This window comes from Agromyces fucosus, assembly GCF_004134865.1.
GTDB classification, from domain to species: Bacteria; Actinomycetota; Actinomycetes; order Actinomycetales; family Microbacteriaceae; genus Agromyces; species Agromyces fucosus.
On record NZ_SDPO01000001.1, the window covers coordinates 154,978 to 172,925 of the forward strand.

Here is a 17,948-nt window from a genome sequence, read left to right on the forward strand (position 1 = left end):
GCATCCGTCGAAAGTCTGAAGCGAAGTCATGGGAGAATCGTCAGGATGTCCCCGAGAGCCACGAACCCGCCGGTGCCTGCTGCCACCGACCCCGCGCTGATCCGCAACTTCTGCATCATCGCGCATATCGACCACGGCAAGTCCACGCTCGCCGACCGCATGCTCGGTATCACGGGCGTCGTGAGCGATCGAGACATGCGCGCGCAGTACCTCGACCGCATGGACATCGAGCGCGAGCGCGGCATCACGATCAAGAGCCAGGCCGTGCGCATGCCGTGGCGGGTCGACGGCGCCTCGTACGCGCTCAACATGATCGACACGCCGGGCCACGTCGACTTCAGCTACGAGGTCTCCCGGTCGCTCGCGGCCTGCGAGGGTGCGATCCTCCTCGTCGACGCGGCTCAGGGCATCGAGGCCCAGACGCTCGCGAACCTGTACCTGGCCCTCGAGAACGACCTCGAGATCATCCCCGTCCTGAACAAGATCGATCTGCCGGCCGCTGAGCCCGAGAAGTACGCGAAGGAGCTCGCCGACCTCATCGGCGGTTCGCCCGACGACGTGCTCAAGGTCTCGGGCAAGACGGGCGTCGGCGTCGAAGAGCTGCTCGACCGCGTCGTCGAGCGCATCCCGGCCCCGGTCGGCGATGCGGATGCCCCGGCGCGCGCGATGATCTTCGACTCCGTCTACGACAGCTACCGCGGCGTCGTCACCTACGTGCGCATGATCGACGGTCACTTGAAGCCGCGAGAGCGCATCCAGATGATGTCGACGAGGGCGACGCACGAGATCCTCGAGATCGGCGTGAGCGCACCCGAGCCGACCCCGTCGAAGGGTCTCGGCATCGGCGAGGTCGGCTACCTCATCACCGGCGTGAAAGACGTGCGACAGTCGAAGGTCGGCGACACGGTCACGACCGCCGCGAAGCCGGCGACCGAGGCCCTGCCCGGCTACACCGAACCGCTGCCCATGGTCTTCTCGGGTCTGTACCCGATCGACGGCAGCGACTACCCCGAGCTCCGCGAGGCGCTCGACAAGCTGAAGCTCTCCGATGCCGCGCTCGTCTACGAGCCCGAGACCTCCGTCGCACTCGGCTTCGGGTTCCGCTGCGGCTTCCTCGGCCTGCTGCACCTCGAGATCGTCACCGAGCGCCTCGAGCGCGAGTTCGGACTCGACCTCATCGCGACGGCGCCGTCGGTCATCTACGAGGTCACGACCGAAGACAAGAAGACCGTCACGGTCACGAACCCGAGCGAGTTCCCGACCGGGGCGAAGATCGTCGAGGTGCGCGAGCCCATGGTGCGCGCCGCGATCCTCGCGCCGAAAGACTATGTGGGCACGATCATGGAGCTCTGCCAGTCGCGCCGCGGTGCGCTCATCGGCATGGAGTACCTCGGTGAAGACCGCGTCGAGATCCGCTACAACATGCCGCTCGGCGAGATCGTCTTCGACTTCTTCGACCAGCTGAAGTCGAAGACGGCCGGCTACGCCTCGCTCGACTACGAGCCCACGGGCGACCAGGCTGCCGACCTCGTGAAGGTCGACATCCTGCTGCAGGGCGAGCAGGTCGACGCGTTCAGCGCGATCGTGCACCGCGACAAGGCCTACGCGTACGGCGTGCTCATGACGGGGCGCCTGCGCGAGCTCATTCCGCGCCAGCAGTTCGAGGTGCCCATCCAGGCCGCGATCGGCGCTCGCATCATCGCGCGCGAGTCGATCCGTGCGATGCGAAAAGACGTGCTGGCCAAGTGCTACGGCGGCGACATCAGCCGCAAGCGCAAGCTCCTCGAGAAGCAGAAGGAGGGCAAGAAGCGCATGAAGATGGTCGGCCGCGTCGAGGTCCCCCAAGAGGCGTTCATCGCCGCGCTCTCGGGCGACGTCGAGAAGAAGGACAAGAAGTAGCCTTCGGTCGCTCCGACGTGCCGGGCGTCACGGCGCGTACGCGCTGAGCCGCTCGCGGAGCGAACCCGTGTGCAGTTCGAAGAGATGCGCGTCGTCGTCGTAGAAGTAGATCGACTCGCCCTCGCCCTGTACTCGTGAGCGCGGCGGTCGCTGCTCGAGACCGAGCGAATCGATGACCTGACGCAGTTCATCGAGCGAATCGGCGTCGACTTGGAACGCGACGTGGTTGTACGAGCGCGGCAGCCCGCCGTCGCCCTGCATGATCGCCACCCAGGTCGCCGCCGGTTCGTCGCCGACGAGGAAGAAGCGCTCTTCCGACAGGGAGAACGTCTCGGCACCGCTGTCGTACACGCGCACCGCTCCGAGCACGCGCGTGAGGATGGTCTCCATTCGGTCGAGGTCGGAGACGACGAAGGTCACGTGGCTGAGGCCGGAGCTGCCGATTCGAGGGGTGGTGTCTGCCATGCCTCCATTCTCGGAGAGCTCGACCCGGGTTCTCGACGCCGACGCCGGGCCGCGCTAGCGTGGTCGCCGCAGGTGACGAGGCGCACCGCATCGAGCGGTCGCACTCACTCCGAGAGGGGCAGAGCATGATCCGGATGCTGCGTCCAGGCGCGCTCCGGCCCGGCGACACGGTCGCCGTGGCGGCGCTGTCGGATGGTCTCGACGCCGACGAGGAGGCGCTCTTCCGGCGCGGGGTCGCCGAACTTGAGGGCCTCGGCTTCGACGTGCAGATCTCGCCGCTCATCGAGACCGGGCGCCATTGGTGGTGGGGCGCGGCAACACCGGTCGAGATCGCAAACGAGTTCAACCGAATGCTCCGCGACCCCGAGGTGCGCGCGATCTTCGCACTCATCGGCGGTCGCATGACCCTGAGCTACCTCGACCTGATCGACTACGCGGCCGTCGAAGCCGACCCCAAGCCCGTCATCGGCTTCAGCGACATCGACGGCGTGCTGCTCGCGCTCCACTCCCGCACGGGTCTCGTCGGCGGGCACGGCGACCTCGTGACGTTCGGGTACGGCGAGTGGCAGGGCGCCGGCGCCGAACGACGACAGGAACTCGCCGACGTCTCGAGCCGTCTGCTGACGAGCACGTCGCCGGTCGGCCTCCTGCCGGCCGACAGCGCCTGGGAACGCTGGCGCGGTGGCCACGCGGTCGGCCCGCTGATCGGCGGACTCCTGAACCGTCTCGTGCGTCTGCAGGCGACACCGTTCGCGCTGCCGCCCGAACGCTTCGACGGCGCCATCCTGTTCTGGGAGGATGTCAACACCTCGACCTCCGCCGTCTGGAACGACCTGCACGTGCTCCGCCACGCCGGCATCCTCGATCGCATCGCGGGAATGCTGGTCGGCCCGGTCGCCGACATCGAGGTCACCGATGGCGGCCCCGGCCTGCGCGAGGTCGTGCTCGACGTGCTCGGCGGCCGCGACATCCCGGTTCTCGCGAATCTGGAAATCGGCCACAACCCGCCGAACCTGCCGTTGCCGCTCGGCGTGCGCGCCCAGCTCGATGCGGATGCCGCAACCCTCTCGCTGCTCGAATCGGCCGTCGTCGAACGCTGAGTCCAAGCCGACGAGTCGCCATCACCAGTGCGGACACAGGCGACCTCCGTAGAATCGAGCGATGCCTGTCGAGCCTCAATCGCATCAGACGTGCGCGCCCGGCAGGCGCCGCACCACAGGAAAGGCCCACGGATGACCCGCCGAAGCACCTTCACCGACCAGTCGGTCACGTACGGAGCAATCGGGGCGACCCTCGCGCCCGACCTGCTGCGCTACCCGCCGGCCGGCTATCGCCCGTCCGAAGACGCCGTGCGCCTCGGATCCGGCCTCGAGCGCTTCGAGCGCGCCGCGGAGTCACTCATGACCTGGGGCATCCAGCGCGGCTCGGGATTCGAGGTCTCCGACATCTCGACCGGCACCGGCGCCCAGTACCCGGGCATCGTCTACGACGCCGAAGGCGCCCCGCTCGCCGACCAGCCGGCACCGCGAATCGAGGAGCGCTTCGGCGCCGACGGAACGCCCTACATCGCGCCCGGCATGACGGCGACGCTCGAGCGCAAGAAGCGGTTCGGCTCCGAGAAGACCCCCGTCCTCATCGTGTACGTCATCGACGAGCCGCAGCGCCTCGGCTTCGCGTACGGCACGACTGCCGATGGCCCCGAGAGCGGCGAGGAGTCCTTCATCGTCGAGCACCGAGACGACGACACCGTCTGGCTCACGATCCGATCGATCTTCGCGACGACCGGCGTCACCGCACCGATGCAGCGCAAGCGGCGCCGCGAGCTGACCCGCCTCGAACTGCGGGCGCTGCACCCCGCCGGCGGCGTCTAGTCGTGGGATCCGCCCTGCCCCTGGGCGACCCGGCACCGGCCGACGGACTCCTGCCCGCGTCCGCCGCCGTCGGCGCCGACGATCGCGCCTTCGGCGTATACCTCCACGTGCCGTTCTGCCGGGTGCGCTGCGGGTACTGCGACTTCAACACCTACACGTCCGACGAGCTGCGAGGCGCGCGCCAGGTCGACTACGCCGACCACGCGATCGCCGAGATCCGGATGTCGCGGCAGATGCTCGAGGCATCCGCTCTGCCTGCGCGCCCAGCATCGACCGTCTTCTTCGGCGGCGGCACGCCGACGCTGCTTCCGGCCGACGACCTCGTGCGCATGCTCGGCGCCATCCGTGACGAGTTCGGGTTCGAACCCGGCGCAGAGGTCACGACTGAGGCGAACCCCGATTCGGTCGGCCCCGACGACCTCGTGCGCCTCGCCGAGGGCGGTTTCACGCGAATCTCGTTCGGCATGCAGTCGGCCGTGCCGCACGTGCTCGCGGCGCTCGACCGCACGCACGACCCGGCGCGGGTGCCGCTCGTCGTGCGCTGGGCGCGCGAGGCAGGGCTCGACGTCAGCCTCGACCTGATCTACGGCACGCCGGGGGAGTCGATCGACGACTGGCGACGCAGCGTCGAGGCCGTCGTCGCCGAGCGACCCGACCACGTGAGCGCCTACGCGCTCATCGTCGAAGACGGCACGAAGCTCGCGCGGCAGATCCGTCGCGGCGAGCTCGCGCAGCCCGACGACGACCTCGAGGCCGACATGTACGAGCTCGCCGACGACCTGCTCGCGGCCGCCGGCTACGAATGGTACGAGGTCAGCAACTGGGCGACGGATGCCTCGCACCGGTCGCGGCACAACCTCGGCTACTGGCGCGGCGACGACTGGTGGGGCGTGGGCCCCGGTGCGCACAGCCACGTCGGCGGCGTGCGGTGGTGGAACGCGAAGCACCCCTCGGCATATGCCGACCGGGTGACCGCGGGTGTTTCACCGGCCGTCGGCCGCGAGACGCTCGACGACCCGACCCGCGAGGTCGAGCGGGTGCTGCTCCTCACGCGCATCCGCGAGGGCATCAGCATTGAGACGCTCCACGCCGGTGGCGGCCACGCGGTCGCCGGTCTCATGGCCGACGGCCTCGTAGACGCGAAAGCCGCCCTCTCGGGAATGGTGACACTCACCAGGAGAGGGCGGCTGCTCGCGGACGCCGTGGTACGGCGCCTGCTCGACGATTCGTCGGAGCTCAGCTCACGAACTTGATCGAGAGCGGGTAGGTGTAGGGCTGGCCCTGGTTGGCCTTCACCGCGGCGATGATGCTGAAGACGATGACCACGATGCCGATCGCGATGGTGATGAGCCATCCGATGAGGATGAGCCACAGGACGTAGCTGACCACGTAGGCGATCGCCATCGTGATCTGGAAGTTCAGGGCGGTCGCGGTGTGCTCGCGCACGAACGGGCCCTTGTCCTTCAGGACCAAGTAGCCGATCAGGGCCGGGACGAAGCTGAAGAAGATGCCGCCGATGTGGATCAGCGTCGCCCAGAGCTTCTCGTCGGCCGGGCTCAGCTGCTGGCTCGGCTGCTCGTAGGGGTTGCCGGGAGGCGGGGGAGGCGGGGTTGCACCGGACATGATGTCTCCTTGGTCGACTCGCCCGGGGGCGAGATTTCGGTCTCGTCGCCCGATGGGCGAAAGGTCGAGGCTCTCTCATGCTGGCACAGCAGAGCGCGCCGGGTGAAGACCCCGCCCGGCGCGCTCGGTGCCGGCTCGCTACTTGATGAGTCGGATGGCGAACGGGTAACGGTAGTGCTGGCCGTCCTTCGCCTTCAGGAAGGCGATGATCGAGAAGACGACGCTCACGATCCAGGCGGCCCAGACGATGAAGACGCCGATGACGATGAACGTGAGGATCGAGCCCACGATGTAGGCGAAGACGATCGTGATCTGGAAGTTCAGCGCCTCCTTCGCCTCGGTGTTGGTGAACGAGCCGCGGTCCTTGAAGACGAGCCAGATGATGAGCGACGGGAGGAACCCGACGATGCCGCCGAGGTGGGCGAAGGAACCCCACTGCACGTCCTGCTCCTGCGAGAGGGGCGCCGCTGCAACCGGCTGCGGTGCACCCTGCGGCGCGGCGGGCGGCGGTGTCGGCTGACCGTCGGCGTCGGGGGCGGGAATATTGGAATCGGTCATGGTGCGTGCCTTTCAGGGGGCTCTCAGATGAACCGCATCTCGCGCGACGGGGGTCGCTGCAAAGGGGGTGACTCGCGGGGGATACCCATAAGCTAGCGCCGCGCCCGGCGGCTGGCAACGGCCGTGTCACGGTATGGCGCGATATGATTAGCACTCACTCAGAACGAGTGCTAAGCGATGGAGGGAAGCGAGGGTCATGGTCTCCGAACGCAGCCTCGCCGTTCTGCGCGCGATCGTGCAGGACTACGTCGCGTCCCGCGAACCCGTCGGCTCGAAGTCGATCGTCGAACGGCACGCCTTCGGCGTCTCCGCGGCGACGATCCGAAACGACATGGCACTGCTCGAAGAGGAGGAGCTGATCGCGGCCCCGCACACCTCTTCGGGTCGCATCCCGACCGACAAGGGCTATCGGGTCTTCGTCGACCAGCTCACCGACGTGCGCCCGCTGAGCGGCGCCCAGCGTCAGGCGATCGAGACGTTCCTCGGCGAATCGAGCGATCTCGACGAACTGCTCGCACGCACCGTGCGACTCATCGCCCAACTCACCAATCAACTCGCGGTCGTGCAGTACCCGAGCTTCGGCAGCGCGCGCGTGCGCCACGTCGAGCTCATCGCGCTCGCCCCCGAGCGCGTGCTCTGCATCCTCATCACCGACTCCGGTCAGGTCGAGCAGCGCCTCGCCGAGCTCGTGGAGCCGGTCGACGAGCAGACGCTCGGCGACCTGCGCGTGCGCTTGAACGAGATCGCCGGCGGCCGGGCGATGGCGGATGCCGCGGACGCGTTGTCGGGCGAGATCGACAACGTCGACCCGCGCCATGCAGCGGTGCTGCACACCCTCGCCGTCACGCTCGCCGAGCAGGCGCGGGCCCAGCGGCAGGACCGCCTGGTCGTCGCCGGGGCGGCGAACCTCGTGCGCACCGAGCAGGACTTCGCCGGCTCGATCCTCGGCGTGATCGAGGCCATCGAAGAGCAGGTGGTGCTGCTGAAGCTCTTCGGCGAGATGGCGACCGACGAGCACGCCGTCACCGTTCGCATCGGCCGCGAGAACGCGTCGTTCGGCCTCGGCGAGACCTCCGTCGTCTCGAGCGCCTTCGCGATCCCGGGCCGCGACATCTCGCGCCTCGGCATCGTCGGCCCCACCCGCATGGACTACTCCCACAGCATGGCGGCCGTTCGCGCCGTCGCCCGTTACCTCTCCCGAACGCTCGGCGAGAACTGAACCAGCCGCCCGTCTCGCACGACCGGCATCCGGCAACCGAAAGGACAAGCCCTCCGTGGCCGACCACTACGAGGTCCTCGGCGTCTCACACGACGCCACCCCCGACGAGATCAAGAAGGCGTACCGCCGTCTCGCCCGTGAACTGCACCCCGACGTGAACCCGGGCGCCGAGGCATCCGAGCGCTTCAAGTCGGTGACGCACGCGTACGACGTGCTGTCCGACCCGAAGCAGCGCCAGCAGTACGACCTCGGCGACCAGGGCGGCTTCGGCGGCGGCCAGAACTTCGGCGGCTTCGGCGACATCTTCGAGACGTTCTTCGGGGCCGGCCAGCAGAGCCGTGGACCGCGTTCGCGCCGTGAGCGCGGTCAAGACGCGCTGCTGCGCGTCGAGGTCGGCCTCGACGAGGTCATCTTCGGCACGCACCGCGACATCGAGGTCGACACCGCGGTGACGTGCGAGACCTGCCACGGCTCGTGCTGCCAGCCCGGCACCGCGCCCGTCACGTGCGACATCTGCCACGGCACCGGCTCCATCCAGCGCTCGGTGCGCTCGCTCCTCGGCAACGTCATGACGTCGAGCCCCTGCGGCACCTGCCGCGGCTACGGCACCGTCATCGCGACGCCCTGCGTGACGTGCCAGGGCCAGGGCCGCGTGCGCGCACGTCGTACCGTTCCGGTCGACATCCCCGCAGGTGTCGACACTGGCGTGCGCCTGCAGATGCCGGGCTCCGGCGAGGCCGGCCCCGCGGGTGGCCCGAACGGCGACCTCTACCTCGAGATCAAGGTCAAGAACCACGACGTCTTCAGCCGCAACGGCGACGACCTGCTGTGCACCCTCGAGGTGTCGATGACCGACGCGATCCTCGGCACGCACTCGACGATCCCCGCTCTCGACGGCGACGTCGAGCTCGAGCTCAAGGCCGGCCTCCAGAGCGGCGAGATCCTCACCGTGAAGGACCGGGGAGTGTCGCGCCTGCGCGGGTCCGGCCGCGGCGACCTCAAGGTCGGCATCCAGGTGGTCACGCCGACCAAGCTCTCCTCCAAGGAACGCGACCTCATGCAGCAGTTCGCCGCGTCGAAGAAGGCGCCCGCGCCCGAGCTCAGCCACTTCCAGCAGGGCATCTTCGCCCGCCTGCGCGACCGGTTCCTCGGTTAGGCGGTCGCACCGGTGAGCCACCTCTACCTCGACGAGTCGCTCGATCTCTCCGCCGTCGCGCCCGGTGCCACGGTGGCGATCTCGGGCGACGAGGCGCGCCATGCCGTCACCGTCTCACGGGTGCGCGCGGGTGAGCGCATCGCGATCGGCGACGGACGCGGAACGCTCGTGCACGGCGTCGTCGCCTCGACGGGCGCCCGCGAGCTCGACCTGACGGTCGACGAGGTGTTCGTCGAAGAGGGTGCTTCACCGCGCATCACGCTCGTGCAGGCGCTCGCGAAGGGCGACCGCGACGAACTCGCCGTGCAGGCGGCGACCGAGCTCGGCGTCGACGCGATCGTGCCCTGGGCGGCGATCCGCTCGGTCTCCCGTTGGGAGGGGCCGAAGGCCGAGAAGGGTCGCCAGCGCTGGGCGACCATCGTGCGCGAGGCGGTCAAGCAGTCCATTCGGGCATGGTTGCCGCCCGTGGCGCCCGTCACGACGACCGCGCAGCTCGCCGAACGCCTCGAGGGCCAGCGGATGCTGCTGCTCGAGCCGACCGCGACGGCACTGCTCACCGACATCCGGCCCGACGGGCGCGACCTGGCGCTCGTCGTCGGCCCCGAAGGCGGCATCTCGCCCGCCGAGATCGAACGTCTCTCGGCCGCCGGTGCCGAACCCGTGCGGCTCGGTGCATCCGTGCTGCGCACCTCGACCGCGGGACCCGCGGCGATCGCCGTGCTCAACGCCGCGCTCGGGCGGTGGTGAGGCATCCGTCGCTACGATGGAGTCATGACCGAGTCCCGCGCAGAACCGACCCTCTTCGAGCGCATCGCCGCCCGTGAGATCCCCGCGCGCCTCGTCGCCGAGACCGACCGGGTCATCGCGTTCCACGACATCGCGCCGAAGGCGCCCGTGCACGTCATCGTGACGCCGAAGTCGGGCGACTACCGCGATGTCGTCGAACTCGCCGCCGGCGACCCCGGGCTGCTCGCAGAACTCGTGGAGGTCGCGCAGGGCGTGGCCGACGAACTCGCCGACGGCCAGTTCCGTCTCGTCTTCAACACCGGAGCCGCCGCGGGCCAGACGATCTTCCACGTGCACGCGCATGTGCTGGCCGGCGGTCTCGAGGAGGCCACGCTTGCCGGAGACTGACCCGATCGACGACCGCGCCGCGGCCGACCGCCCGACGACGGAGGCCGCCACGGCCGACGAGGAGCGGCTCACGATCGACGGTGTCGCCATGGTGCGACTCCTCGGCCCGCAGGATCGACTGCTCGCCCAGGTGCAGCGCGAGTACCCCGGGGTCCAGGTGCACGTCCGCGGCAACGAGATCGCGATCCGGGGCGACGCCGACGGGCGCATGCACGTGCGCCGACTCATCGAAGAACTGCTCGAGCTCGTACGCGCCGGGCAGGATCCAACACCCACCGAAGTGAGGAGCTCGGCCCGAATGCTCGATGCCGATTCCAATGCCAAGCCGTCCGAACTGCTCGGGCAGGTCATCGTCTCGAGCCGCGGCAAGACCATCCGGCCGAAGACCGAGGGCCAGCGCCGCTACGTCGACGCGATCGACGAGCACACCATCGTCTTCGGCATCGGCCCCGCCGGCACCGGCAAGACGTACCTCGCGATGGCCAAGGCCGTGCAGGCGCTGCAGCGCAAAGAGGTCAGCCGCATCATCCTGACGCGCCCCGCGGTCGAGGCCGGCGAGCGACTGGGATTCCTGCCCGGAACCCTCACCGACAAGATCGACCCCTACCTGCGGCCGCTCTACGACGCGCTCAACGAGATGATGGACCCCGAGCTCGTGCCGAAGCTGCTCGCCTCCGGCACGGTCGAGGTCGCGCCGCTCGCGTATATGCGCGGCCGGACGCTCAACGACTCGTTCGTCGTGCTCGACGAGGCGCAGAACACGACGCCCGAGCAGATGAAGATGTTCCTCACCCGTCTCGGGTTCGGTTCGCGCATGGTCGTCACCGGTGACATCACGCAGGTCGACCTGCCCACCGGGTCCAGCGGCCTGCGGCTCGTCACGCGCATCCTCGACCACGTCGACGACATCGAGTTCGTGCGGCTGACGAGCGACGACGTCGTTCGACACACCCTCGTCGGCCGCATCGTCGACGCCTACACCGAGTACGACCAGCGCCAGCAGGCGCAGCGATACGAGCGCGACCAGGCGCGCGAGTTCGCCAACCGCGCCGAACGGCGCGGCGCCGGCCCCCGCGACCACCTGCCGAGGAAGGGCAAGGCATGAGCATCGAGATCAACAACGAGTCGGCGATCGAGGTCGACGAGGCCGCCATCCAGCGGCTCGCCGTCTATGCGCTCGATGCGATGCACGTGCACCCCGATGCCGAGATCGCGATCGTGCTCGTCGACGAGGGCGCCATGGAGCAGCTGCACGTGCAGTGGATGGACGAGCCGGGCCCGACCGACGTGCTGAGCTTCCCGATGGACGAGCTGCGTCCGGGCACCGATGACGCGCCGACGCCTGCCGGACTGCTCGGCGACATCGTGCTGTGCCCGCAGGTCGCCGAGGCGCAGGCGCGCACCGCGGGGCACCAGCTCATCGACGAACTGCTGCTGCTGACGACGCACGGCATCCTGCACCTGCTCGGCTTCGACCACGCCGAGCCGGCCGAGGAGAAGGAGATGTTCGGCGTGCAGCGCGACATCCTCGTCGGATTCTCCATGCAGGAGCGGCGCCGCTGACATGCAGCCCTGGCTCTTCCTCGGCGCCGCCTTCGTGCTCGTCGCCTTCGGCGGCCTCATGGCCGCCGTCGACTCGGCGATCGCCTCGAGCTCCCGCGCCGATGTGACGGAGCTCGCGTTCGAATCCCGCGCTCGTCGCTCGCTGCTCGCGATCGCCGAGGACACCGGCGCCCACGTCAACGCGGTGAACTTCGTTCGCATCATCGCCGAGACGACGGCTGCGGTGCTCGTGACACTCGCCTTCGCCTCGTTCCTCGACAACGTCTGGCTCGTGCTGCTGTACTCGGCGCTCATCATGACCGCCGTCTCGTTCGTGCTCGTCGGCGCGAGCCCCCGCAGCGTCGGGCGGGTCAACGCCGAGAACGTGCTGCGTCTCACCGCACCGCTCGTGCACTTCCTGCGGGTGCTGATCGGACCGCTCGCCGGCGCGCTCGTCTCGCTCGGCAATCGCGTCACGCCCGGGCGCATCAGGTTCGCCGGGGTATCGAGCGAAGAGCAACTGCTCAGCATGGTCGACGAGGCCACCGAGCTCGACGTCCTCGAAGAGGGCGACCGCGAACTGATCCACTCGATCTTCGAGTTCAACGACACCGTCGTGCGCGAGGTGATGGTGCCGCGCACCGACATGGTCACGATCGAGGCTGCGGCCCACCTGCCGCACGCCATGGCCGTCTTCCTGAAAGAGGGGTACTCGCGCATCCCCGTCGTCGAGCGCGACGCCGACGACGTGACGGGCGTGCTCTACCTCCGCGACCTCGCGCGACTCGGCTTCGAGCGCCCGCTCGACGCCGAGGGGCTCACCGTGGGCGAGCTCGTGCGCCCGGCGCTCTTCGTGCCCGAGTCGATGAAGGCCGACGCGCTGCTGCGGCAGATGCAGCTCGAGTCGAACCACCTCGCGATGGTGGTCGACGAGTACGGCGGCATCGCCGGCCTCGTCACCCTCGAAGACGTCATCGAAGAGCTCGTCGGCGACATCGCCGACGAGTACGACCGCGAAGCGGCGCAGGTCGAAGACCTCGGCGGCGGGCGGTTCCGCGTGAATGCGCGTCTGCCGATCGACGAGCTCGGCGAACTGTTCGGACTCGACATCGAAGACGATGACGTCGACTCGGCGGGCGGCCTCCTCGCGAAGGAGCTCGGTCGTCTCGCGCAGTCGGGCGAACGGGTGACCGTGTCGGGACTCCTGCTCGAGGCCGAGCGCACCGAAGGCAGACGCAAGCGCATCTCGACGATCCTCGTCGAGCGCGACCAGGCGCTCATCGACGTGCAGAGCGCGTTCGGGTCGAGCGACACCGATGGAAGGAACTCCCGTGGCTGAGTATCGTGCCGGATTCGTCTCGTTCGTGGGGCGGCCGAACGTCGGCAAGTCGACGCTCACGAACGCCCTCGTCGGCGAAAAGGTCGCCATCACGAGCTCGAAGCCGCAGACGACGCGCCGCGCGATCCGCGGCATCGTGCACCGCGAGCACGGCCAGATCATCCTCGTCGACACGCCGGGCCTGCACCGGCCGCGCACGCTGCTCGGCGAGCGCCTCAACTCCCTCGTGCAGTCGACCCTCGGCGACGTCGACGTCATCGCGTTCTGCGTGCCGGCGAACGAGCCGATCGGCCCGGGCGACCGCTACATCAACGAGCAGCTCGAGCAGTACCCGCGGGCCAAGAAGGTCGCGATCGTCACGAAGACGGATGCCGCGTCGAAGTCGAAGATCGCCGAGCACCTGCTCGCCGTCTCAGAGCTCCGCGAATGGGCGGCGATCATCCCGGTCTCCGCACCTCAGGGCGATCAGCTCGACGTGCTCGTCGACGAGCTGCTGGCGCTCCTGCCCGAGTCCGACCAGCCGCTCTACCCGGCCGAGACCCTCACCGATGAGGACACGAGCGAGCGCATCGCGGAGTTCATCCGCGAGGCCGCGCTCGAGGGCGTCTCCGACGAGCTGCCGCACTCGATCGCGGTCACGGTCGACGACATGGTCGAGCGCGAAGACAAGGACCTGCTCGAGATCTACGCGAACCTCTACGTCGAGCGCGACAGCCAGAAGGGCATCATCATCGGCAAGGGCGGTTCGCGACTGCGGGAGGTCGGCACGACCGCCCGTGCGCAGATCGAGGGACTGCTCGGCCGCAAGGTGCACCTGGCGCTGCACGTGAAGGTCGCGAAGGAATGGCAGCGCGACCCGAAGCAGCTCGGCCGTCTCGGTTTCTGAGCCGTCGGCCGTCGCCGCGGTCGCGATCGGGGCGCTTCCTGCTGTCGTCGCGTGCGTACGACTCGAGGATGATTCCGGCCGTCCGCTGAGGTCTGGCAACGCCGGAGCGCGTACGGTGGATCGGTGCCCATGACCATCAGCCGCGCGAAGCTCACGACCGACATCGTGCTCGCCGGCGTGTTCGGCCTGGCCTGCCTGCCGTTCGCGCTCCTCGGCGAGTGGGCCGACATCGTCGCCCTCCTCGCCTTCACTGCCGCCCTCGCCGTGCGCCGTGCATCGCCCGGGTGGTCGCTCGGCCTCGCCTGGGGCGGCGCGCTCGTGCAGATGCTGCTGCTGCGCGACCTGCAGCTCTACGACGTCGCGGTGCTCGGGGTACTGTACTCGACCGCGGCGCACGGCGGCCGCCTCGTGAAGTGGCTCGGCCTCGTCTCCGCTGGTGTCGGCGCCCTGTTCGCGACCGGCTACCTCGCGGTCGTCAAGCCGCTCATCGACAACGCGGGCTTCGTCGGTCCGCAGGACACCGTCAGCATGGTCGTGCTGACGCTCGTGCTCTTCGTCGCCTCGATCGCGGTGCTGGTGCTCTCCTGGACGGCGGGGCTCCTCGTGCGCTCCGTGCGCGACACCCGCGAGGTGCGGCGCCGTGAAGAGGCCGCGAACCGCGAGCGCGAGCTCGTCGAGTACCGATACGTCGTCGAGCAGGAGCGCAACCGCATCGCGCGCGACATGCACGACGTCGTGGCCCACTCGCTCGCGGTCGTGATCGCACAGGCCGACGGCGCCCGGTTCGCCGCACCCAACCGGCCCGAGGCCGCCGTCGACGCCCTCGGCACGATCGCCGGCGTCGCGCGCGGCGCGCTCGGCGACGTGCGACTGCTCCTCGCCGAACTCCGACATGACGAGGCCGGGGCTCCGCAGCCGGTGCTCGACGACCTCGACGGCCTGCTCGATCAGGTCCGCGCCGCCGGACTCGACCTCAGGTTCAGCGAGACCGGCGAGCGGCTGCCGCTCGGCACCGGCCATCAGATCGCGGTCTACCGCATCGTCCAGGAAGGCCTCACGAATGCGCTCCGCCATGGCGACACCTCCGAACCGGTGCACCTCGAGCTCGCCTGGGACGCCGACGGCGTCACGGTCTCGCTCGTGAACGCCAGGCGAGCGGATGCCTCGGCGCCCGAGTCGCACGCCTTCCGCCACGGCATCCCCGGCATGCGCGAGCGGGCGCAGCTCACGGGTGGCACGCTGCTCGTCGAGGCCGGCGGCGACGCGACGTTCCGCGTGACTGCGCGGATCCCCGCACAGACGGGCCGCCCGGCATGAGCGGCATCCGCGTCGCCCTCGTCGACGATCAGGCGCTCTTCCGTGCGGGCGTGCGCATGCTCATCGAGTCGCAACCCGACCTCGAGGTCGTGGGTGAGGCGAGCGACGGCGGGGCCGCCGTCGAGCTCGCGCGCCGCGAGCGTCCCGACGTCGTGCTCATGGACGTGCGAATGCCGGTGCAGGACGGCATCGCCGCGACCGAGCAGATCCTCGCCGCCGCAGACCGCGACGGCACACCGCCGCCGCGCATCGTCGTGCTGACCACCTTCGACCTCGACGAGAACGCCGCGAGGGCCATCCGCGCCGGCGCGAGCGGCTTCGTGCTGAAGGACGCGGATCCCGAGTTCCTGCTCGCCGCGATCCGCACCGTGCACCAGGGCAACCAGGTGATCGCGGCGGCGGCCACGCGGGCGCTCTTCGCGCACGTCGGCCGGGGAAGCGGCAGGCGCCCGGCTCCCGCCGCCTGGTCGGAGCTGACGCCCCGCGAACGCGAGATCTTCGCCCTCGCCGCGCGCGGCCTCAGCAACGGCGAGATCGCGGCATCCGAGTTCCTCTCGGAGGCGACGGTGAAGACGCACGTGAGCCGCATCCTCGCCAAGCTCGGGCTCCGCGACAGGGTGCAGCTCGTGGTGTTCGCCTACGAGCACGAGCTTCCGACGGTGTCCTGACCTTCGCGGGCGATGCCGAGTCATCCTGCAGGATGACGGCGAACCATCCATGAGCCGGATGCCCCGGCAGCCGCGCCGTCCGTAGCGTCGAAGACATGCAGATCCAACCCTCCGACCTCGGCCTCATCGCCCGCGTCGCCGAACTCGGCAAGCGCTACGGAACCGGTGCGAGCACCGTCACCGCCCTCGACGACGTCTCGCTCGGCCTCCGCCGCGGCGAGTTCACCGCCATCATGGGCCCTTCCGGCTCGGGCAAGTCGACCCTCATGCACATCATGGCCGGTCTCGATTCGCCGACGGCCGGCCAGGTGTGGCTCGGCGACACCGACATCACCGAACTCTCCGACTCGGCCCTCACCGTGCTGCGGCGGCGCCGCATCGGCTTCATCTTCCAGTCGTTCAACCTCGTGCCGACGCTCGACGTGCGCGGCAACGTGATGCTGCCGTTCGACCTCGACGGGCGTCGCCCGACGCGCGACGAGCAGGCGTGGATCGACGAGCTCCTCGACACGTTGGGCCTGCGGCCCCGCATCGGGCACCGCCCGCACGAGTTGTCGGGCGGCCAGCAGCAGCGCGTGGCGATCGCCCGCGCCCTCGCGACGCGCCCCGACCTCGTCTTCGCCGACGAGCCCACGGGCAACCTCGACTCGCGCACCGGGCGCGAGGTGCTCGGCCTCCTCGCCGCGGCGAGCGCGCGCTACGGCCAGTCCATCGCGATGGTCACGCACGACCCCGTCGCCGCGAGCCACGCCGACCGCATCCTGTACCTCGCCGACGGTCGTATCGTGCGTGATTCGGGCCGCTCGAGCGCCGAGGAGATCTCCTCGTTCATGCTCTCGATGGAGGTCGCGGCCTGATGCACACGCGGCTGAAGGACCAGTGGCCGACGCTGCTCGTCGCCGCCCTCGCCGGGACGTTCGGCGTCGCCCTGCTGCACATCACGGGGCTGCTCGCCGCCGCGATCGCCGCCGACGATGTCACCGGCCAGAGCAGCACGGTGGCGCTCATGCTCACCCTGGTCGCCGTGGTCTTCATCGTGATCGCGGTGTACGTGAGCGCGATCGTGACGGCCAACACCGTCTCGACCGTCGTGGCGGGTCGCACCCGGCTCATCGCCCTGCTGCGACTCATCGGCTCGAGCGCCCGTGCACAGCGTGCGCAGATCGCCCGCGAGGGGCTCCTCGTCGGCGCGATCGGCGCGGCGATCGGCGTGGTCGCGGGTACCGCGATCGCCTTCGGGCTCGAGGAGGTCTCCGTCGCCAACGACCTCATGCCGGCCACCGACTACGACTACCTGAACGTGTTGATCGTGCTGCCGGCGGTCGCGGTCGTCATCACCACGTGGCTCGCGTCGTGGGTCGGGTCGCGCCGCGTGCTCAGGGTGCGCCCGATCCAGGCGATCGGCAATGCCAACGAGCAGGACCGCGAGGAGCTCGGTCGTCGTCGCGGGCGCAACGTCACTGCGCTCGTGCTCTTCGTCGTGGGCATCGCCCTGCTCGTCGCCGGCGTGATCTGGGGTCTCACCGAGCCGTACGGCGTGCTCGTGGGCATGGTCGGCGGTCTCGTCTCGTTCACGGGCATCGTGCTCGGCGCCCACGTCGTGATGCCGCCGGTGCTTCGGCTCGTCGGCCGACTCTTCGGTGCCTCGCCCGCGGCGCGGCTCGCCGCCGAGAATGCGGTGCGTCACCCCGAGCGGAGCTCCCGCATGACGATCGGCCTCGTCATCGGCGTCACGCTCGTGACGACCTTCTCGGTGACGATGGAGTCGTACCGGGCGATGCTGCTCGCCGCTCAGCAGGCTCAGCCCGAGGTCTACGCGGGCATCGAGGAGATGCTGAACGTCACCGTGGCCATCTTCACCGTGCTCATCGGCTTCAGCGCCCTCATCGCCGCGATCGGCATGGTGAACACCCTGTCGCTGAGCGTCATGCAGCGCACCCGTGAACTCGGGCTGCTGCGTGCACTCGGCTTCGACCGCCGGCAGCTCCGCGGCATGATCGTCGTCGAGAGCGCCGCGCTCACGCTGGCCGCCACGCTCATGGGCATCGTCCTCGGGTTCGGCTACGGCTGGGCGGGGGCCCAGGCGCTGCTCGGCGGTGCGCAGGGCGAGCCGACGTTCGTGCTGCCGGGCATCCCGTGGGCGCTGTTCGGCGGATTGCTCGTGGCGGCCGGCGTCCTGACGCTCGTCGCCTCCTTCGCCCCGGCTCGTCGTGCGATGCGCGTCTCGCCGGTGGTCGCCCTCGCGGTCGACTAGGGAGCACGACTGCGAGG

19 protein-coding genes are annotated in these 17,948 nt (G+C 69.6%); 16 read left to right on the forward strand and 3 right to left on the reverse strand.

Annotation, left to right across the window (positions count from 1 at the left end; all coding sequences use genetic code 11):
• Positions 1–45: 45 nt before the first annotated feature.
• Positions 46–1,899 (forward strand): translation elongation factor 4, encoded by a 1,854-nt coding sequence (gene lepA, locus ESP57_RS00775; protein WP_129230192.1) that lies wholly within the window; start codon positions 46–48, stop codon positions 1,897–1,899.
• Positions 1,900–1,926: 27 nt separating this feature from the next.
• Here lepA and fosX read toward each other — a convergent pair whose 3' ends face one another.
• Positions 1,927–2,364, reverse strand: coding sequence for a FosX/FosE/FosI family fosfomycin resistance hydrolase (gene fosX / locus ESP57_RS00780; RefSeq protein ID WP_056008391.1), 438 nt, complete (start codon positions 2,362–2,364; stop codon positions 1,927–1,929).
• Positions 2,365–2,498: 134 nt separating this feature from the next.
• On the opposite strand from fosX, the gene ESP57_RS00785 reads away from it, so the two are divergent.
• The 3 genes from ESP57_RS00785 to hemW all read left to right on the forward strand — a co-directional run bounded on the left by ESP57_RS00785 (position 2,499) and on the right by hemW (position 5,488).
• Complete coding sequence (locus ESP57_RS00785) at positions 2,499–3,464, forward strand: S66 peptidase family protein (protein WP_207904452.1); 966 nt, start codon at positions 2,499–2,501, stop codon at positions 3,462–3,464.
• Positions 3,465–3,596: 132 nt separating this feature from the next.
• A complete protein-coding gene (locus ESP57_RS00790; RefSeq protein ID WP_129230197.1) occupies positions 3,597–4,235 on the forward strand; it encodes a DUF1990 family protein in 639 nt (212 codons plus the stop codon).
• Positions 4,236–4,237: 2 nt separating this feature from the next.
• On the forward strand, positions 4,238–5,488 hold the full coding sequence (gene hemW, locus ESP57_RS00795; RefSeq protein WP_129230199.1) for a radical SAM family heme chaperone HemW: 1,251 nt from the start codon (positions 4,238–4,240) through the stop codon (positions 5,486–5,488).
• Here hemW and ESP57_RS00800 read toward each other — a convergent pair.
• Together ESP57_RS00800 and ESP57_RS00805 are read right to left on the reverse strand one after the other, a co-directional pair.
• The gene (locus tag ESP57_RS00800) at positions 5,472–5,858 is read right to left on the reverse strand and encodes a DUF4870 domain-containing protein (protein WP_056008399.1); all 387 of its coding nucleotides are present in this window, start codon (positions 5,856–5,858) and stop codon (positions 5,472–5,474) included. The two genes, hemW and ESP57_RS00800, sit on opposite strands and share 17 nt — an antisense overlap.
• Positions 5,859–5,996: 138 nt before the next feature.
• On the reverse strand, positions 5,997–6,416 hold the full coding sequence (locus ESP57_RS00805; RefSeq protein WP_129230201.1) for a DUF4870 domain-containing protein: 420 nt from the start codon (positions 6,414–6,416) through the stop codon (positions 5,997–5,999).
• Between the two features lie 196 nt (positions 6,417–6,612).
• Here ESP57_RS00805 and hrcA point away from each other — a divergent pair, with 196 nt between their 5' ends.
• From hrcA to ESP57_RS00865, 12 genes are all read left to right on the forward strand, one after another.
• Positions 6,613–7,635, forward strand: coding sequence for a heat-inducible transcriptional repressor HrcA (gene hrcA / locus ESP57_RS00810; protein WP_056008406.1), 1,023 nt, complete (start codon positions 6,613–6,615; stop codon positions 7,633–7,635).
• Positions 7,636–7,690: 55 nt separating this feature from the next.
• Positions 7,691–8,791 (forward strand): molecular chaperone DnaJ, encoded by a 1,101-nt coding sequence (gene dnaJ / locus ESP57_RS00815; protein WP_056008409.1) that lies wholly within the window; start codon positions 7,691–7,693, stop codon positions 8,789–8,791.
• Positions 8,792–8,803: 12 nt separating this feature from the next.
• On the forward strand, positions 8,804–9,538 hold the full coding sequence (locus ESP57_RS00820) for a 16S rRNA (uracil(1498)-N(3))-methyltransferase (protein ID WP_129230203.1): 735 nt from the start codon (positions 8,804–8,806) through the stop codon (positions 9,536–9,538).
• A gap of 24 nt (positions 9,539–9,562) precedes the next feature.
• Positions 9,563–9,925, forward strand: coding sequence for an HIT domain-containing protein (locus ESP57_RS00825; protein ID WP_129230205.1), 363 nt, complete (start codon positions 9,563–9,565; stop codon positions 9,923–9,925).
• Positions 9,926–10,013: 88 nt separating this feature from the next.
• Positions 10,014–11,030, forward strand: a complete 1,017-nt coding sequence (locus ESP57_RS00830; RefSeq protein WP_243648416.1) for a PhoH family protein — start codon at positions 10,014–10,016, stop codon at positions 11,028–11,030.
• Positions 11,027–11,488: an rRNA maturation RNase YbeY gene (ybeY, locus tag ESP57_RS00835; RefSeq protein ID WP_056008422.1), complete on the forward strand. Its 462-nt coding sequence runs from the start codon at positions 11,027–11,029 to the stop codon at positions 11,486–11,488. Before ESP57_RS00830 ends, ybeY begins: the two co-directional genes overlap by 4 nt.
• Position 11,489: 1 nt before the next feature.
• Positions 11,490–12,806: a hemolysin family protein gene (locus ESP57_RS00840; protein ID WP_129230209.1), complete on the forward strand. Its 1,317-nt coding sequence runs from the start codon at positions 11,490–11,492 to the stop codon at positions 12,804–12,806.
• Positions 12,799–13,692 (forward strand): GTPase Era, encoded by an 894-nt coding sequence (era, locus tag ESP57_RS00845; protein ID WP_235507672.1) that lies wholly within the window; start codon positions 12,799–12,801, stop codon positions 13,690–13,692. The genes ESP57_RS00840 and era overlap by 8 nt, the downstream gene beginning before the upstream one ends.
• Before the next feature lie 129 nt (positions 13,693–13,821).
• Complete coding sequence (locus tag ESP57_RS00850) at positions 13,822–15,009, forward strand: sensor histidine kinase (protein WP_129230211.1); 1,188 nt, start codon at positions 13,822–13,824, stop codon at positions 15,007–15,009.
• Positions 15,006–15,677, forward strand: coding sequence for a response regulator (locus ESP57_RS00855; RefSeq protein WP_115958156.1), 672 nt, complete (start codon positions 15,006–15,008; stop codon positions 15,675–15,677). The genes ESP57_RS00850 and ESP57_RS00855 overlap by 4 nt, the downstream gene beginning before the upstream one ends.
• Positions 15,678–15,772: 95 nt before the next feature.
• A complete protein-coding gene (locus ESP57_RS00860; protein WP_056008437.1) occupies positions 15,773–16,534 on the forward strand; it encodes an ABC transporter ATP-binding protein in 762 nt (253 codons plus the stop codon).
• Positions 16,534–17,931 (forward strand): ABC transporter permease, encoded by a 1,398-nt coding sequence (locus ESP57_RS00865; protein ID WP_129230213.1) that lies wholly within the window; start codon positions 16,534–16,536, stop codon positions 17,929–17,931. The genes ESP57_RS00860 and ESP57_RS00865 overlap by 1 nt, the downstream gene beginning before the upstream one ends.
• Positions 17,932–17,948: the final 17 nt, after the last annotated feature.

What these genes read in the sequence shown, in the direction of transcription:
- lepA (WP_129230192.1), top strand. Translation starts at nt 46, where the DNA reads ATGTCCCCGAGAGCCACGAACCCGCCGGTGCCTGCTGCCACCGACCCC.
- fosX (WP_056008391.1), bottom strand. Translation starts at nt 2,364, where the DNA reads ATGGCAGACACCACCCCTCGAATCGGCAGCTCCGGCCTCAGCCACGTG.
- ESP57_RS00785 (WP_207904452.1), top strand. Translation starts at nt 2,499, where the DNA reads ATGCTGCGTCCAGGCGCGCTCCGGCCCGGCGACACGGTCGCCGTGGCG.
- ESP57_RS00790 (WP_129230197.1), top strand. Translation starts at nt 3,597, where the DNA reads ATGACCCGCCGAAGCACCTTCACCGACCAGTCGGTCACGTACGGAGCA.
- ESP57_RS00800 (WP_056008399.1), bottom strand. Translation starts at nt 5,858, where the DNA reads ATGTCCGGTGCAACCCCGCCTCCCCCGCCTCCCGGCAACCCCTACGAG.
- ESP57_RS00805 (WP_129230201.1), bottom strand. Translation starts at nt 6,416, where the DNA reads ATGACCGATTCCAATATTCCCGCCCCCGACGCCGACGGTCAGCCGACA.
- hrcA (WP_056008406.1), top strand. Translation starts at nt 6,613, where the DNA reads ATGGTCTCCGAACGCAGCCTCGCCGTTCTGCGCGCGATCGTGCAGGAC.
- ESP57_RS00825 (WP_129230205.1), top strand. Translation starts at nt 9,563, where the DNA reads ATGACCGAGTCCCGCGCAGAACCGACCCTCTTCGAGCGCATCGCCGCC.
- ESP57_RS00830 (WP_243648416.1), top strand. Translation starts at nt 10,014, where the DNA reads ATGGTGCGACTCCTCGGCCCGCAGGATCGACTGCTCGCCCAGGTGCAG.
- ybeY (WP_056008422.1), top strand. Translation starts at nt 11,027, where the DNA reads ATGAGCATCGAGATCAACAACGAGTCGGCGATCGAGGTCGACGAGGCC.
- ESP57_RS00840 (WP_129230209.1), top strand. Translation starts at nt 11,490, where the DNA reads ATGCAGCCCTGGCTCTTCCTCGGCGCCGCCTTCGTGCTCGTCGCCTTC.
- ESP57_RS00850 (WP_129230211.1), top strand. Translation starts at nt 13,822, where the DNA reads ATGACCATCAGCCGCGCGAAGCTCACGACCGACATCGTGCTCGCCGGC.
- ESP57_RS00855 (WP_115958156.1), top strand. Translation starts at nt 15,006, where the DNA reads ATGAGCGGCATCCGCGTCGCCCTCGTCGACGATCAGGCGCTCTTCCGT.
- ESP57_RS00860 (WP_056008437.1), top strand. Translation starts at nt 15,773, where the DNA reads ATGCAGATCCAACCCTCCGACCTCGGCCTCATCGCCCGCGTCGCCGAA.
- ESP57_RS00865 (WP_129230213.1), top strand. Translation starts at nt 16,534, where the DNA reads ATGCACACGCGGCTGAAGGACCAGTGGCCGACGCTGCTCGTCGCCGCC.